At 68.7% G+C, this 16,736-nt stretch carries 11 protein-coding genes; 8 read left to right on the top strand and 3 right to left on the bottom strand.

Going from position 1 to position 16,736, the window contains the following annotated elements; genetic code table 11:
* The first annotated feature begins 141 nt into the window (after positions 1 to 141).
* Positions 142 to 894: an ABC transporter ATP-binding protein gene (locus MLE27_RS17350; protein WP_243313828.1), complete on the top strand. Its 753-nt coding sequence runs from the start codon at positions 142 to 144 to the stop codon at positions 892 to 894.
* A gap of 149 nt (positions 895 to 1,043) precedes the next feature.
* Here MLE27_RS17350 and MLE27_RS17345 read toward each other — a convergent pair whose 3' ends face one another.
* Positions 1,044 to 2,123 carry a VgrG-related protein gene (locus tag MLE27_RS17345; RefSeq protein WP_243313826.1) on the bottom strand — a complete coding sequence of 360 codons (1,080 nt, stop codon included), beginning with the start codon at positions 2,121 to 2,123 and terminating at the stop codon, positions 1,044 to 1,046.
* A 119-nt stretch (positions 2,124 to 2,242) separates the two neighbouring features.
* Here MLE27_RS17345 and MLE27_RS17340 point away from each other — a divergent pair, with 119 nt between their 5' ends.
* The 4 genes from MLE27_RS17340 (at position 2,243) to MLE27_RS17320 (ending at position 8,104) form a co-directional block, all read left to right on the top strand.
* The gene (locus MLE27_RS17340; RefSeq protein ID WP_243313824.1) at positions 2,243 to 4,510 is read left to right on the top strand and encodes a CHASE2 domain-containing protein; all 2,268 of its coding nucleotides are present in this window, start codon (positions 2,243 to 2,245) and stop codon (positions 4,508 to 4,510) included.
* A 78-nt stretch (positions 4,511 to 4,588) separates the two neighbouring features.
* On the top strand, positions 4,589 to 6,055 hold the full coding sequence (mnmE, locus tag MLE27_RS17335; protein ID WP_243313823.1) for a tRNA uridine-5-carboxymethylaminomethyl(34) synthesis GTPase MnmE: 1,467 nt from the start codon (positions 4,589 to 4,591) through the stop codon (positions 6,053 to 6,055).
* 69 nt (positions 6,056 to 6,124) lie between these two features.
* Positions 6,125 to 6,418: a hypothetical protein gene (locus tag MLE27_RS17330; protein WP_243313821.1), complete on the top strand. Its 294-nt coding sequence runs from the start codon at positions 6,125 to 6,127 to the stop codon at positions 6,416 to 6,418.
* Positions 6,419 to 8,104, top strand: a complete 1,686-nt coding sequence (locus tag MLE27_RS17320; RefSeq protein ID WP_279355916.1) for an ABC transporter substrate-binding protein — start codon at positions 6,419 to 6,421, stop codon at positions 8,102 to 8,104.
* A gap of 198 nt (positions 8,105 to 8,302) precedes the next feature.
* Here MLE27_RS17320 and rnr read toward each other — a convergent pair whose 3' ends face one another.
* A complete protein-coding gene (gene rnr / locus MLE27_RS17315) occupies positions 8,303 to 10,597 on the bottom strand; it encodes a ribonuclease R (RefSeq protein ID WP_243313820.1) in 2,295 nt (764 codons plus the stop codon).
* On the bottom strand, positions 10,597 to 11,895 hold the full coding sequence (locus MLE27_RS17310; protein ID WP_243313818.1) for a GGDEF domain-containing response regulator: 1,299 nt from the start codon (positions 11,893 to 11,895) through the stop codon (positions 10,597 to 10,599). Before MLE27_RS17310 ends, rnr begins: the two co-directional genes overlap by 1 nt.
* Positions 11,896 to 12,123: 228 nt before the next feature.
* On the opposite strand from MLE27_RS17310, the gene MLE27_RS17305 reads away from it, so the two are divergent.
* From MLE27_RS17305 to MLE27_RS17295, 3 genes are all read left to right on the top strand, one after another.
* A complete protein-coding gene (locus tag MLE27_RS17305; RefSeq protein WP_243313816.1) occupies positions 12,124 to 12,489 on the top strand; it encodes a hypothetical protein in 366 nt (121 codons plus the stop codon).
* A 169-nt stretch (positions 12,490 to 12,658) separates the two neighbouring features.
* Positions 12,659 to 15,058, top strand: a complete 2,400-nt coding sequence (locus MLE27_RS17300) for a methyl-accepting chemotaxis protein (RefSeq protein ID WP_243313813.1) — start codon at positions 12,659 to 12,661, stop codon at positions 15,056 to 15,058.
* Between the two features lie 137 nt (positions 15,059 to 15,195).
* Complete coding sequence (locus MLE27_RS17295; protein ID WP_243313811.1) at positions 15,196 to 16,626, top strand: SH3 domain-containing C40 family peptidase; 1,431 nt, start codon at positions 15,196 to 15,198, stop codon at positions 16,624 to 16,626.
* The last annotated feature ends 110 nt before the right edge of the window (positions 16,627 to 16,736 follow it).

The raw sequence follows: 16,736 nt of genomic DNA, 5'->3' as shown, positions 1-16,736 counted from the left end.
GGCGGCCCGATGTTCTTCAAATACAGCGGGTCGCCCGCCGCGCCGGAGGCCCCGGCCGGACCAGAGACGCCGGGAAACCCTTCGCCAGCCTTCTTGCAATTTGAAAGCGCTGGGGTAAGAACCCAGGCCGGAGGCGAACCCGTGTCCACACCGCTCATCGAGATCAAGAACCTCACCAAATCCTTCCGGGGCCGCCGCGTGCTGCGCGGCGTGGACCTGGACATCCCGGCCGGCGGCCTCACCGTCATCATCGGCAAGAGCGGCGAAGGCAAGAGCGTGCTGCTCAAGCACATCATCGGCCTCTTGCGCCCCGACTCCGGCGACGTCTGGTTCGAGGGCAGGGCCCTGGGCTCCATGAGCAGGGCGGAGCTTGGCGGGCTCAAGGGCGTCATGTCCTACATGTTCCAGGCCATGGCCCTGTTCGACTCCCTCACGGTGTTCGACAACATCGCCCTGCCCCTGCGCGAGAAGCTGCGCCTGCCCGAGCCCGAGGTGGCCAAGCGGGTGAACCTGAAGATGGAGCAGCTGGAGCTCAAGGGCACGGGGGAGAACTTCCCCTCGCAGCTCTCCGGCGGCATGCAGAAGCGCGTGGCCCTGGCCCGGGCCCTGGTCACGGAGCCGCGCATCGTGCTGTTCGACGAGCCCACCACCGGGCTCGACCCCATGCGCAAATGGGGCGTGTTCAAGCTGATAGACGATTCGCGCAAGGCCTTCGGTTTCACGGCGGTGATGGTCAGCCACGACATCCCCGACGTGTTCCACATCGCGGACAGGGTGGCCATGCTGGACGAGGGGCGCATCGTGTTCACGGGCAGCGCCCGCGAAGCCCTGGAAGGCGCGGACCCCAGGCTCAAGGCCTTCATGCCCGGCCCGGAATACCTGGAGCGGGCCTAACAGCCTGTAGCAAAAGCCGATTCTTGCAGCCTGTTCAAAAAGCTCGCTGGCAAGGCGCACGAAAAAGTCAAGGCCGAAGCGTATTTGGCATACGCGAGGGTTTGACTTTTTCGAGGCAACGCAGCCAGCGGGAATTTTTCAACAGGCTGCTAAGTTCCGGAATAGTGACGGTCCAGCAGGCCCAGGGCCTGGGATTTCTCGCGGATGTAGCGGTTGAGCATGGCGTCCTTGGCCAGAAGCGGGCTGTGGCCCTTGAGCGCCAGGCGCTGGCGGTAGACTTCCTCGATGAGCGCGGCCTCGAACAGGTGCACCTTGCGCTCCTCCACGATGCGCGGCTTCACGGCGTCGATGGCGCAGGCGAAGATGGCCGCCGCGCCGCCCACGCCGTGCTGCACGGCCGCGCTCCAGAGCACCTCCCGGGTGGCGGGCGACAGTGCGGAGACGTCCACCCCGGTGAGCGCGAAGATTTCCTTCACGGCGGGGCGGTAGTGGCTGGTCAGGATGAACTCGTACTGCAGGCTCTCGAAGCGGCGGCGGTTCTCGTCGGCGATGCGCCGCCACTCCTCGGCCACCGGGCCGGACTTGGAGCCGGTGTTGGCCGGACCCTGGCTCTGGAGGCGGTCGTAAAGGTCCGGGGCGCGCTCCTTGAGGTAGCGCAGGAAATTGGCGTAGGTTGGCGTGCCCGAGGCGATCTGGAAGGTGCCGTAGCTGGTGCCCGCCCTGGGGGTGTGCCCCACGCTGGCCGCGCCGTCATCCCCCGACTCGAAGCGGGCCGCCAGCAGCCCGGGCGGCGCCTGGTGGGAGAGCCTCGACCCCGGCCCCGGCATGGGCATCAGGCAGGCCATGGTGTATGTGGGGGTTCCCTTGCGCACCGCGTTGGACTTGCCCCACAGGGTCAGGGCCGCGCGCTGGGGCCAGGCCGCCGGGTCGTCGGGGTGCAGGGCGTCCATGTCGATGCTGCGGCGCACGGCGTTGTACACGATGCGCACGCGGACCTCGCCGGGGATGGGCCTGTCGTCCTGAAGCAGACCCTGCACGAGCTTGCGGGCCACCGCCGGGTTGAGCATGGGTCCGGCCATGTCCAGGGTGTCGGGCCTGGGGGGCGGGGTCAGCTCGGGCCAGCGCGGCCCCATGCACAGCGCCACCCACAGGCACAGGGCGTAGCCCAGCGCCCCGCCGAGCAGGAGCCGTTTGCTCTGCGGGTCCAGGCATGAGAGTATCCGGGCCATCGGCCCCGGAGTTCCGGGCTGTGCGTTCACTGTTTGGTCCCGTTTCAGGCGGGTTGGGCTCACGGCACCGGAGACGCCCGCCATATCGCGGCCATATCCGATTTCGCGGAGAGTGAAAAGTGTCTCGAAACCACAAAACAGGCGCCGAAACTGGTTTTTGGGCGCGCCTGCGCGACGTCCGGCTCTGGCTGGCCCTGTTCCTGCCCGGGCTGGCCGTGACGGCGGGGATGTGCTTCGTGCACTGGAGCCAGCCGGGCTGGCTGGCCTTCCTGGATTACAAGGTCTACGACGTGCTCCTGCGCCAGCGGCCCAAACCGCCGCTTTCGGGCCGGGTGGCCGTGGTGGACATCGACGAGAAGACCCTGGCCGAGGTGGGCCAGTGGCCCTGGCCGCGCTACCAGACCGCGCTGCTGCTGGGCAGGCTCAAGCAGTACGGCGTATCAGCCGTGGGCATGGACATGGTCTTCTCCGAGCCGGACCAGACCTCCCCCGAGCGCATCCGCCGCCAGTTGGGGGCGCTCGGCGTGGACATGGGCTTCACCGGCCTGCCCGAGGGCCTGCGCGACAACGACAAGCTGCTGGCCGACAACCTGGCGGGCGGCCCCTTCGTGCTGGGCTATTTCTTCACCTTCGACAGGCAGGACAGCGCCGCCGCCCGCGAGGGGTGCCAGCTGCCGCCCCCCCGCCTGACGGTGCGCCGCGCGCCGGGCGCGGCGGACAGGCCCCTGCAGATATCCCAGGCCGAGGGTGCGGTCTGCCCCCTGCCGGAGCTCACGGCCTCGGGGCGCTGGGCAGGGTTCTTCAACTCCTTCCCCGACCATGACAACATCGTGCGCTGGGTGCCCCTGACCATCGGCTACAAGGGCGCGCCCTACCCGAGCCTGGCCGCGGCCACGCTCATGCGCGCCTTCGGGGACAAGGGCGCGGTGCTCTTCGTGGAGCAGAACCCCTACGGCGGGCAGGACATGTCCCTGCGCCTGGACCTGGGCGAGATGGGCATGCGCTCCATCCCGCTGGACCGCCACGGCAGGGTGCTGCTTGACTATCGCGGCCCCGCGCGCACCTTCCCCTACATCTCCGCCGCGGACGTGATGCAGGGCCGCGTGCCCCAGGAGGCCCTGGCCGGGAAGATCGTGTTCGTGGGCACCTCGGCAAGGGGCCTGCAGGACGTGCGGGCCACCCCTCTGGACCAGAGCTGCCCCGGCGTGGAGGCCCACGCCACCGTGGCCGAGATGGTGCTCACGGACCGCTTCCTGCGCCACCCCATCGACGGCTGGTACATCGAGCTTCTGCTCACGGGCCTATTCGGCTTGTGGGTCACCGTGCAGATGATGTTCACGCGCTCCCTGTGGGTGGGCGCGTCGGCCCTGCTGGCGGGCGCGGGCATGTGGTGGGTGTCGGCCTGGTCCATGAACGCCATGGATTTCCACCTCTCGCCCCTGGCCCCGCTCATGGCCCTGGCGGTCAACTTCACGCTGCTCACCTTCCTCAAGTTCCTGCTGGAGGAACGCCAGAAGCGCTTCATCCAGTCCGCATTCGGCCACTATCTGTCGCCCGCGGTGGTGGACCAGATCGTGGCCGAGCCCGACAAGCTCACCCTCACCGGCGAGGAGAAGGAGGTGAGCGTGCTCTTCTCCGACGTGCGCGGCTTCACCACCATCTCGGAGAAGCTCTCCCCCACGCAGGTGGTGGCCCTGCTGCACGAGTACCTCACCCCCATGACCCGGCTGGTCACCGAGCACTCCGGCACCCTGGACAAGTTCATCGGCGACGCGGTGATGGCCTTCTGGAACGCCCCCCTGGACGTGCCCGGCCATCCCCGCGAGGCGGTGCTCACCGCGCTGGACATGCTGCGCGAACTGGACCGCCTCAACCAGGGCTTCAAGGCCCGCTACGGCTTCGAGATCAGCATCGGCATCGGCCTGCACCTGGGCTCGGTGCGCGTGGGCAACTTCGGCTCCGAGGACCTGTTCGACTACACCATCATCGGCGACAACGTGAACCTCTGCTCCCGCCTGGAGGGGCTGACCAAGTTCTACCACCAGCGCCTGCTGGTCACGCAGGCCATGCGCGACGCGGCCGGCGAGGGCTTCACCTGGCAGGAGGTGGACCGCGTGCTGGTCAAGGGCAAGCACGAGCCCGTGACCATCCACACCCTGCGCGACGGGGCGCTGGAGGGTGAGCTGAGGGACGAGCTGGAGCGCTGGGCGCACGGACTCTCGCGCTACCGGGAGGGGTGCTTCCGGGAAGCCCTGGAAATCTTCGAGGCCCTCGGCCGCGCTCCGGGCGGAGACCTCTACGGCCTCTACGCCGAGCGCTGCCGCAACTATATCGCCAACCCCCCCGGCCCTGACTGGGTCTGCGTGTTCGAGCACACCAGCAAATAGGGCCGAGCCAGCCACTTTTCAAACCATGAAGATCACTCTCGCATGCCACAAAGGCCCTTGTATCGCAGGGGGCCGGATTTGACGCCCGCCGCCAGTTCACCAAAGGGCACCATCGCCGCCGTGGTCACCGCGCCGGGTCGCGGCGGCGTGGGCATCGTGCGCCTGAGCGGCCCCGAGGCCCGGCGCATCGGCGGGGCCATGTTCCGCTCCTCCAAACCGGGGTTCACCGGGTTCAAGCCCTACCGCCTGCACCACGGCACGCTGCTGGACGAGCGCGGCCTGCCCCTGGACGACGTGCTTGCCGCCCTCATGCCCGGCCCTGGCTCCTACACCGGGGAGGACGTGCTGGAGTTCCACTGCCACGGCTCCCCGGCCATCCTGCAGGCGGCGGTGAACGCCGCCGTGGCCCTGGGCGCGCGCCACGCACAGCGCGGGGAGTTCACGCGGCGGGCCTTCCTGGCCGGGCGCATGGACCTCTCCCAGGCCCAGGCCGTGGCCGAGCTCGTCGCCGCGCGCACCACGGCCGGGGCGCACCTGGCCCTCTCCCGCCTGGAGGGCCTTATGGGCCGCCGGGTGTCCGAACTGCGCGCCCGGCTGGAGTCGCTGCGCCAACGCATCTGCCTGGCCGTGGATTTCCCCGACGACGAGGGCGAATGCCTGGACGAGCCCGATTTCCTGGCCGTGCTGGCGGAGGTCGGCGGGGCCATCCAACTGATGCGCGCGGCCCACGCCCGCTCCAGGCCGCTGCGCGAAGGCGAGACCGTGGTGCTGGCCGGGCCGGTGAACGCGGGCAAGTCCAGCCTGCTCAACGCCCTGGTGGGGCGCGAGCGGGCCATCGTCTGCGACGCGCCCGGCACCACCAGGGATTTCCTCGAGGAGCAGATCGACCTGGACGGCCTGCCCCTGCGCCTGATCGACACCGCCGGCCTGCGCGAGGCCCAGGACACGGCGGCGGACCCCGTGGAGCGCGAGGGCATCGCCCGGTGCGTGCGGCTCATGGAGGGCAGCTCCCTGGTGCTCCTGGTGCTGGACGGCTCCCGGCCCTTCGACCCGGCCGCGCTGCAGTGCGAGTGCGGTCCCGTCAGCCTGGACCCGGCGCGCGTGCTGGGCGTGGTCAACAAGGCCGACCTGCCGTTTGCGGCCTCCGCCGGAAGCTGGGGCGGAAGCGGGGGCGGGAGCGGGGGCGGGAGCGGGGGAGACCCGCGATTGCTCCTGGCGGAAGCGGGGCTTGAAGTGCTAGAGGTTTCCGCGCGCACCGGCCAGGGCCTTGAAGCGCTTTGCGCCGCCCTGCGCCGCCGCCTGCTGGAGCACGGCCCCCAGGCGGACGCGGGCGTGCCCGTGCCCAACGACAGGGAGAACGCCCTGCTGGCCCTGGCCGCCCTGGAACTGGAGGCCCTGGCGCAGGACACCCGCGCCGGGGTGCCGCCGGACCTGCTGGGCGTGCGCCTGGAGGGGGCCTGCTCCCGGCTGGCGGAGATAACGGGCGAGATCGCCCCCGGCGACGTGCTCAACGCCATTTTCGACGGTTTCTGCATCGGCAAATAGACGGGGGGCGTCCTTTTGGCGTTCCCTTTTTCGACGCTCCGGATTATACTCATTGAGGGGGCTTGCGGTATGCAGGATTTGGCGGCGGACTACCTGGATCACTTCTCCGTGACCCTCGGAGAAGGCGCGGGCGTCCGCCTTGACGACGATGCTCCGCAGGACCTCGTGGAGTTGGTTCGTCTCGTGGAGGGTCTGTTCGGGCCCGGCAACGAGGCTGCCCTCTTCGAGGCGCTGAGCATCGCCTCCGAGTCCGAACTGCCCCATTTGGCCGAAGTGGATGAGAAGGTCTGTCCGGCGGACCTTTATTTCGTGGTGCTCGATTTCCTCGGCACCCGCGTTTACGCAACAGACGGAGGCGACTAGATGTTTTCGGCGGGAAAGATTGCCAAACCCCTCTTCATGCTCCTGGCCCTGATGCTGCTGCCCTGCGTGGCGGCCATGGCCCAGACTTCCCCCTCGGATCAGCCCGAGGCCGCCCCCGCCACGACCGGAGCCCCCAAACGGGCCAAGACGCCGCCCAGGGCCCTGCCCAAGCCGGGCGAGGTCGTCCCCCTGGAGCAGACCGCCGCGCCCGCCGCCGCGCCCGCCGCCGCGCCCGCCGCCGCGCCCGCCGCCGCACCCGTCGCCGCAGCGGACCAGGCTCCGGCTGCCACTCCCGCCCCGGCCGCCCCCGCCGCTCCGGCCCGGCCGGCCGCCAAGACTTCCAAGACGGCGGCCGCGCAGGCCGCTCCCGCCCAGCCCGCCGGCGATGCGATGGAAGCCGCTCCGGCGCAGGCACCGGCCGCCAAGCCCGGCAAGGGCGCCAAGGCGGCTCCCGCCACTGCGGGTTCGGCGGCGATCCGCCCCGACAAGATGAGCGCCATGCCCGTCCGCCCCAAAGGCAAGGACAGCAAGGTCTCCATCGGCGCCCTGCTGCCGCTCAGCGGCGCGCAGGCCGCCCAGGGGCAGGCCAGCAAGGCCGCCATCGAACTGGCCGTCTCCGACGTCAACGCCTACCTTGCCGAGATGGGCTCCACCGACCGGGTGAGCGTCCAGATCGAGGACACCGCCTCCAGCCCGGCCACCGCCCTGGAGCGCCTCAAGGCGCTCTCCGTGGCGGGCATCCGCATGGTCGTGGGCCCCTATTCCGACAATGAGGCTGACGCCCTGCTCGATTTCGCCACAAAGAACGGCATCCTGCTGCTCTCCATGGGCAGCGCCGGCCCCTATTTGGCCAGGCCCGGCGACAACCTGTTCCGTTTCGTGCCCACCGACGCCTACCAGGCCGAGGCCATCGCCGTGCTGGCCAGCCAGGAGGGCTGCACGCAGCTCATCAGCATCTGGGAAGGCGACATCTACGGCGACGAGGTGGTCACCCACATCAAGGGCCAGTTCGCCAACCAGGGCGGCCAGATCATCCCCGGAACCCGCTTCCGGCCCGAGGTGACCAGCAGCCTGGCCAGCTACGTGGCCGACCTGAAGGCCCAGATAGACAAGAACGTCAAGGATATCAAAAAGCTGGCCATTGTGGTGGCCGCCAACGGCACGCACACCGCCTCCATCCTGCGGGAGGCCGCCAAGGTGCCCGGGCTGGACCAGGCCCACTGGTACGGCAGCGACAGCGCCGCCCTGCGCGGGGCCATCATCCAGGACCAGGACGTGGCCAAGTTCGCGGCCAAGGTGCGCGTGGCCTTCGCCCGCCTGGGCGAGTCGGGCACCGCCCTCTACAGCGAGCTGGAAAAGCGCGTCGAGGACAAGGTGAACGCCTTCGTGGACACCCAGGCCCTGGTCGCCTACGACATCGTGTGGCTGTGCACCTCCATGGGGCTCAACGCCGGGGACGACTTCCCGGCCCTGAAGAAGGCCGTGGCCCCCACGGCGGAACACTTCTACGGCACCACGGGCTGGATGGCCGTGAACGAGAACGGCGACCGCCGCGAGGACTACGACTTCGACTTCTGGACCATCAAGTTCATCGACGGCAAGTACTACTGGGTCAAGACGGCCCGCTACCAGTTCGACCCGGGCAGCGTGAAGCAGCTCATCATCAACGCCGCCGAGAAGGACTAGCTCCCCGGAGCGCATCGGACAGCGAAACGAAACGCCCGCAGGCACAAAGCCTGCGGGCGTTTTTTTGTTTTGAACCGGGCGCCCGGCGGACGGTCCAGGGGGAGGCCTCCTGAGTCATGCCGGAGCAGGCCCGGCCGCGATCCGTCCACGTCTTCCGGTTGGAAACAGCGGCCGCGGGTTCAACGCCCCCACAGGGCCTCAGCGCTTGGGCCTGCGCGGCTTCCCTGATTTATCCTGGCGCTTGCCGCCCGCCTTGGCCTCTTTCGCCTGTCTGGCGGACCTTCCGGCCTTCACCGCCTTGGCCGCCTGCCTGCGCGGCAGGCCGGGGCGTCCGCCCCGTTCGCCGTTCTCGCCGTCGGCCAGCCTGAGGTTCACCTCCAGGCGGCCCAGTTCCACGTCGGTCAGCTCCACCCGCACGTGCTGGCCCAGGCGGAAGCGGCGTCCCGTGTGCTGGCCCAGCAGCTCCTGCCGCTCGGGGAACAGGGCGTAGTAGTCGTCCGTGAGTGTGGAAAGCCGCACCAGGCCCTCGGCCATCAGCTCCGTGAGCTCCACCCAGAAGCCGAAGTCGGACAGGGAGGAGACCACGCCGTCGAACACGCCGCCCACCTTGTCGCGCAGGAAGAGCACGGTGGCGCGCTTGAGTATCTCGCGCTCGGCGTCCATGGCCACGCGCTCGCGCTGGCTGATGTGCTCGCAGGCGGCCTGCATCTTGCCGGCTTTGAGCGGCGGCTGGCGGCCCTCCAGCACGGCCTTGAGCCCCCGGTGGACCATCAGGTCGGCGTAGCGCCTGATGGGCGAGGTGAAGTGGCAGTAGCACTCCGAGGCCAGGCCGTAATGGCCCATGTTGGCGATGCTGTAGCGGGCCTGCATCATGGCGCGCAGCATGAGCCTGCTGGCCAGGAACTCCATCTCGGTGCCGTGGGCCTGGCGCAGCAGGTCCTGCAGGCCCTTGGGCGTGGGTTGCTTGGGCAGCACCAGGGTGATGTCGGATCGCTGCAGGATGGTGAACAGGGTCTGGAGCTTGTCCGGGTCCGGCTCGGGGTGCACGCGGTAGGGCACGGGCGCGCCATGCTCGGTAAGGAAGCGGGCCACGGCCTCGTTGGCCGCGATCATGAACTCCTCGATGATCTGGTTGCCGAACTGGCGCTCGCGGGGGCGGATGCCCACGGCCTCGCCCTGCAGGTTGAAGAGTATCTCCGGCTCGGGCAGGTCGAAGTCCAGGCTGCCGCGCTCGGCGCGCAGGCGGTTGATGGCCCGGGCCAGCGTCTCGGCCGTCTCCAGCATGGGCAGCACGGGCGCGATCTCGGCGCGCACGGCCTCGTCCTTGTCCAGCAGGGCGCGGTTCACCTGGGTGTAGGTCAGGCGGGCGTGGCTCTCGATCACCGCCGGGTAGAAGCGGCTCTCGCCGTGCTGGCCGTCCGCTCGGAAGTCGGTCTCCACCACCATGGCCAGGCGGGGCACGGCCGGGTTCAGGCTGCACAGCCCGTTGGACAGGGCCTCGGGGAACATGGGCTCCACCGACTGCGGGAAGTAGTAGGAGTTGCCGCGCTCCTGGGCCTCGCGGTCCAGGGGGGAATCCTGCGGCACGTAGTGGGCCACGTCCGCGATGGCCACGTAGAGGCGGTAGCCCTTGCCGTCGCGCTCCACCAGGATGGCGTCGTCGAAGTCGCGGGCCTTCTCGCCGTCGATGGTCACGAAGCCCATGGCGCGCATGTCCCGCCGGCCCTGGAAGTCGGCCTCGCCCGGGGCGGGGGGCAGGGTGGCGGCCTGCTCCAGGCAGGCATTGGGGAAGGGGCCGGGCACGCCGTGGTTGAGCTTCACCAGCCGCTCCTGCACGGCGATGTCGCTCTCGCTGCCCAGGTTCTCGACCACCTCGCCGGAGTAGAGCTGGTGGTCGATCTGATCCCCGGCCTTGAGGGTCAGCACGTCGCCGGGTTTGGGCGCGCCGGGGCCTTCCTCCGGCTCCAGCAGCATGGCGTGGGTGTGGCGCGGGTCCGTGGGCTTGCACAGCAGCAGGCCCCCGCGCAGGGGGCGCTCCACGCGGCAGGGCAGCACGGCGGCGGGCCGCTCCAGGATGCGCACGATGCGCCCTTCGGACTTGTCGCCGCGCTGGCGGGTGAGGGCGGCGGCCACGCGGTCGCCGTGCCAGGCCTCGCCGAAGTCGCGCGGGTTGATGAACACGTCCTTGCGGCGCTTGTCGTCGCAGATGAGGTAGCCCACGCCGGAGCGCTGCACCTCCAGCCTGCCCGTCACCAGGCGCATGTTTCCGGCCAGGCCCCAGGCGCCTTGCAGGCGGATGAGCTTCCCTTCGCCGGTGAGCTTCTCCAGCAGGTGTTGCACCTGGGCCTTGTGCAGCTTGGGGGCTCCGAGCCCCGCGAGCACGTCCTTGAGGGTCATGGGGGTGCCGTTGCGCCTGAACAGGCGCAGCACCTCCGTCTGGTCGATGGCCGGCTGGCCCTGCTTGCGGCCCTTCTTGCCGGGACGGTTGCCCATTAGATGGTCTCCACGCGGTTGCGGCCGTTGTTCTTGGCCTTGTAGAGGGCGGCGTCCACGCGCTGCAGCAGCTCCTGCACGGACTCGTCCTTGCCCAGTTCCACCACGCCGAAGCTGCATGTCACGCGGCCGGCCACGGGGAATTCCTTGCGTTCGATGTTGGCGCGCATGCGTTCGGCGAACTCCACGGCGTCCTCCAGCCCGGTGATGGGCGTGACGATCAGGAACTCCTCTCCGCCCCAGCGGCCCAGGGAGTCGGTGTCGCGGATGTCGCGCAGCATGAGCCCGGCCAACTCCACGAGCACGTCGTCGCCCACGGAGTGGCCGTGGGTGTCGTTGATTTCCTTGAAGTGGTCGATGTCCACCATGATGAGGCTGAGCGGCATGCCGTAGCGCTTGAAGCGGGTGTGCTCGGCGTTGATGTATTCCGTGAGCTTGTAGCGGTTGCTCACGCCGGTGAGGCTGTCCGTGGTGGCCCGGTACAGCAGTTGGACGCGCTCCCGCTCCAGGGGGGTGATGTCGGTGAAGGTGACGATGTCTCGCCCGAGCTCCGGGAAGGAGCGCGACGACACCCAGAAGGTGTTCTCGTAGAAGCACTCGCCCCCGGAGGCGGAGAAGCACGCGGTGCGGTCCGTGAGGTCGGGGTCGCGCAGCCTGCCCATCCAGGCGGCGAAATCGGTGACCGGGTAGCGGGCCCCGGCCACGAAGATGTCGCGCATGGCCCCTGGCCTGCCCGCCAGCAGGGACTCCAGGGAGTCGTGCCCCATGTACTGCAGGAAGGTCAGGTTGGCGTAGTCCAGCCGTCCGTCCTGGCAGGAGACGATCAGGTGCGGGTTGATGTCGAGCAGGTAGGAGAACATGTGCGAGCGCACGTCCTCCCGCTTGCGCTGGGCCACCACGCGGGCGTTGCGGTAGAGCACGGGGATGAGCGTGTCCGTCTCCAGCGGTTTGGTGACGTAGCCCTCAAGGCCGACCTCCAGGGCTTTGCGCAGCATGTGGTCCTCGGTGTGGGCGGTCACGGCGATCACCGGGGTGTCCGGCGATTCGGTCTTGATGATGGCCGCCATGGAGAGCCCGTCCATCACGGGCATGTTGATGTCCGCCATGACGATGTCGGGGCGGTGTTCGCGGAACAATTTGAGGCCTTCGGCGCCGTCGCGCGCCTTGAGCACCGTGGCCATGCGCCTGGAGAGGAACCTCGCCAGGGTCTCGGCGGTTATCGCGTCGTCCTCCACGAGCAGCAGCGAGATGTGGGAAAGTATCTCTTCAGGGGTGGGTTCGGTGGGAGCGTGGAGCATAAGGCAACCATCCTTCGTTCCATGGACCTGGCCCGGGGGGCATGTCCCGCCCTTGAGCGGCTGCTCGTGGGGCGGCATTCATAACGCAACGAGGCGCGCTTGTCTCCTCCGGCTGGCGCGTACGCGGCGTCGGCCGGGTTTCGCGCGCTTTTCAGGGTCTTCATACATTCCATAAACCAGTGTAAGACCGGAGACAACCGGAATCATGGCAATTCTTACGGAGGACGTATGGACGAACGCGACTGGGAGCTGGTGGGGGAGATACGCCTGGGCGGGGAGCTCAGCTTCGAGGAAGCCGGGGAGGTCGAGAACAGGCTGCGGGCCTGCGTCGAGGCCTGCCTGGTGGCCTACGGCCCGGCATACCTCGACTTCAGGCACAACGGGGACGACCTGCTCTTCGTCAGCTCCGTGGGGAGTTTCGGCCCGGCGGAGGCCTCGTCGTTCTGCAACGCGCTGCGGGCCGAGATGGACCCGGGCGGCAAGGGGAGGCTTGTGGCCTGCGGCTCGGACTTCGGCCCGGTGCTCGTGCGCGGCTTCTCCCGTTGGGGACTCGAAGTATTCGACGCCCTGGAGGGCGGCTGCGGTCCCGGTTGAGCCAAAACGTCCGCATTTTGTGAAATTTATCTTTTGATCGATTTTGCGGCAAATGCGTTACATGAAGTTGACAGGAGCACGAAGTATATTTTTAAAGAGACCGGCGATAACGTTACTTATAGATAATTCCTATACATTGCAGGGGTGAATAATGGGTATCCGGGGCAAGATGTTTCTGCCGTTCGTAGCCGTGGTAGTCATTCTGGGCGGGGTCAGCCTGTGGGCTCTGGACAGCTCGCTCAGCACCCTCGAAAAGCGGTTCGTGATGCGCATCGTGGGGGGCAAGGCCGCCGAGGTGGAGAACGCCATTGAGAACGTCTCCCGCATGACCCTTGAACAGGCCGCCATGTTCAGCCGCATCCCCAGCGTCATCACCGCCTACGACGAGGCCCTCTCCGGCAACATAAGCGACGAGGCCGACCCCGCGGCCCAGAACGCCCGGCAGCGCATCCGCAAGGAGCTGGCCGACGTGGCCGCGGGCTACACGGAGGTGCTCGGCGGCCGCAAGCTCATGCTGCACTACCACCTGCCCAACGCCCGCAGCCTCGTGCGCCTCTGGCGCGACAAGCAGGTCACCCGCAACGGCCAGAAGCTCGACGTCTCCGACGACATCTCGGCCTTCAGGCCCACCGTGAAGGACGTCAACGCCACCGGCAAGCCCGTCATGGGCGTCGAACTGGGCGAGGGCGGCTTCGCCATCCGCGGCGTCTCCCCCGTGAAGAACGCCCAAGGCAAGCAGCTCGGCTCCGTGGAGCTGCTGGCTGAGTTCGGCCCCATCCTGGAGGGCGCCGCTTCCGAGGGGCAGGAGCTGCTGCTGTACATGAACGCCCAGTTCCTGAACATCACGGCCGCCCTGCGCGACCCGGCCAAAAACCCCGTGCTGGACGGCAAATTCGTGCGCGTAAGCGGCGCCAAGGACGCCGGGCTGGAGAAGCTCGTGACGGCCGACCTGCTGACGCGGGGCCAGAAGGAGCTGGTGGTGGAGCGCAAGGGGGACCTCTCCCTGGGCGCGTTCCCCATCAAGGACTACAAGGGCGTGCAGACCGGCGTGATGGTGGCCGTAATCAACACGGCCAGCGAGTCGGCCACGATCAGCGCCGCCAAGTACACCCTGGCGGGGCTGCTGGCCCTGCTGCTGATCGTTCCCACGGGCATCGCCAGCATCGCCTTCATGCGCTACGTGGCTCGGCCCATCGACCGCATCGTGGGCAAGATCCGCGACATAACCGAGGACAAGGCCGACCTCACGGACAGGCTCCCAGAGGACAGCCGCGACGAGATGGCCAGCCTGGCCATGTGGTTCAACAAGCTCATGGTCAAGGTCTCGCAGCTCATCTCCATCAACCGCTCCGTGCTGGACGCCGTGCCCGACCCCCTCTTCGTGGTGGACGAGGAGTACCGCATCAAGTTCGCCAACAAGGCCACCTCGGATTTCGCTGGCATCGACCAGCGCGCCCTGGCGGGCATGGGCTGCTCCGACATTTTCAATACCAAGGCCTGCAACACGCCGGACTGCCCCATCCGGAAGGAGCGCGACAACAAGTGTGGTGACGGGCCCGCGCGCATCGAATGCACCAAAGGCGGCAAGCGGGTGGTGCTGCGCCCCTTCGTCAAGACCATCACGGACGACCACGGCACCCTGCTCGGGTACCTCGAGCTGGCCCAGGACGTCACCGGCATGGTGGAGCGCGAGGAGGCCCTGGAGGATCACCTGGAGCAGCTCCGCCACGTCAACGCGGAGATCACCGCCGTGGCGGAGGAGATCTCGGGCTCCCTGGAGGAGATATCCTCCCAGGTGGAGGAGGTGTCCCAGGGGGCGGACGTCCAGAAGACCCGCGTGGAGGAGACCCTGGCCTCCATGGGCGAAATGACCGCCGCCTCGAGGGACGCGGCCCGCAGCGCGCAGGAGGCCTCCACCCAGGCCGAAGCCACCCGCGAGACGGCCGAACAGGGCGAGAAGGTGGTGCGCCAGGCCAGGGAGGTCATCGACTCCGTGCGCGCCCAGACCGAGCTGCTGCGTTCCAACATGGACGGGCTGGGCAGGCGCGCGCAGGACATCGGGCGCATCCTCACCGTCATCAACGACATCGCCGACCAGACCAACCTGCTGGCGCTCAACGCCGCCATCGAGGCCGCGCGCGCTGGCGACGCCGGGCGCGGCTTCGCCGTGGTGGCCGACGAGGTGCGCAAGCTCGCCGAGAAGACCGTGCACGCCACGGGCGAGGTCTCCGAGGTCATCGGGGCCATCCAGACCGAGACGCGCAACAACCTGAGCGTCACCGTGAAGGCCGTGGAGACCGTGGACCAGGCCACCTCGCTTTCGGAACTCTCCGGCGATTCGCTCAAGCGCATCGTGGAGCTGGTGCACCTCACGGCCGAGCAGGTGCGGACCATCGCCACCGCCGCGGAGGAGCAGTCCTCCGTGAGCGAGCACATCGGCAGGGCTCTGGACGACGTGCACGCCGTGTCCACCAGCACCGCCAGGGGCATGGACGCTTCGGCCCAGGCCCTGGCCGGGCTGGCGGAGCTGGCCCAGCGCCTGCGCAGCGTGGTGGCCATCAAGGAATAGCCGGGTTCATCCCCGCAGAATGACGCATGACGCGGCCGCCTCGGGTGGGGCGGCCGCTTTTTTTAGCAAAACCCTTGACCCTGAAGGCTTTGGGGGGCACTCCCGGTGCGGGGACGCCTCCCCGGAGAAGACCTTCCATGCATAGCCGTTTCATCGTGCGCGCCTCGGCCCTCGTGCTTCTGGCGCTGGCTGTCCTGGCCGGGGCCTGCGGCCCCAAAGAATCCGGGGTCAGCTTCGAGCCGAAGCCGAAATGGGGCGCAAGCGCCGCAGCCAAACCCCTGGACGACCTCAAGGAGCTGCCCCAGGACGCGGGCGCCTACCTGGACAAGTCCAAGGCCGACCAGCTCCTGCTCTCCGCCGAGGCGGCCAGGATGCGCTCCAGCGTGTACCTTGAGCGCCTGTTCGGCCCCTGGCGCGCCTCCAACCCGGCCTACGCGCGCAAGTCCGCCACCAAGTCGCTTGCGGCCTACTCGCGCAACCCCGGCTACGACGATTCCGGCCAGATGCGCCTGCGCCCCTGGTCCGACCGCATCGCCTGGAACGCCAACATGCGCTATTTCGGCTCCCAGCGCCGCCCGGCCATCGCGGTGGCCAACACCAACCTGCGGGCCATCCCCACCCTGGACCACCGCCTCGGCCCTCCGGGACGCCCCGGCCAGGGCTACCCCTTCGACATGCTCCAGGTCTCCGCGCTGTGGATCGGCACTCCGGTGCTGGTGGACCACGTGAGCCGCGACGGCGCTTGGGCCCTGGTGGAGACGGCCATCGCCCCCGGCTGGGTGCGCATGCAGGATCTGGCCTTCGTGGACGACGCCTTCATCGCCCAGTACACCGCGCGCCCCTTCGCGACGGTCATCAGGGAGAACGTGCCCCTGTCCGGCGGCGTGAGCGCCGGGGTCGGCGCGGTGCTGCCCGTTGAGGAGACCGACGGCGTGCGCCTCAAGATTGCCGTGCCAGCGCCCGGCGCTGGCGGCCGCGCCTCCACCGCGAGCGTCTGGCTCACCCAGGGCGAGGCCGCGCTCATGCCCCTGGCGGCCACACCGGCCAACATCGCCGTGGCGCTGAACCAGATGATGGGCCAGGCCTACGGCTGGGGCGGCCTGGACGGCAAGCGCGACTGTTCCGCCACCACCCGCGACGCCCTGGCCCCCTTCGGGGTCTGGCTGCCGCGCAACTCCGCCGCCCAGGCCCGCACCGGAACGTACATCCCGCTGGAGGGCATGTCCCCGCAGGAGAAGGAGCAGGCCATCCTGAAAAACGGCGTGCCCTTCAGCACCCTGATCTGGATGCCAGGCCACATCCTGCTCTACATCGGGCAGTACAAGGGCCACCCCATCGTGTTCCACAACGTCTGGGGCATGCGCACCATCGAGCCAAACGGCTCCGAGGGCCGCAGGGTCATCGGCAAGGCGGTCATCACCACGTTGCGGGTGGGGGAGATCTACCCCGAGGTGGGGCCGGAGCGCATCCTGCTCAACAGGGTGCGCGGCATGACGCTGGTTGCGCCCACCGGCGGCAAGGAAGGGCTGGAGCCCGACGGCGAGAACCCGGAGGAGTCGCAGCAGTAGCGGGGCTGAACGAACGGAAATAGCCTCCGGCGGCCAAAGGGAGTTCCTCCCTTTGGAAACCCAAGTACATAGTAAACGGGCCTCCGTCCGCGCCACTCAACGGCGCGGAC

Origin of the sequence: Fundidesulfovibrio agrisoli, assembly GCF_022808715.1 — a bacterium.
GTDB classification, from domain to species: domain Bacteria; phylum Desulfobacterota; class Desulfovibrionia; order Desulfovibrionales; family Desulfovibrionaceae; genus Fundidesulfovibrio; species Fundidesulfovibrio agrisoli.
This window is presented reverse-complemented; position numbering and strand designations above follow the sequence as displayed.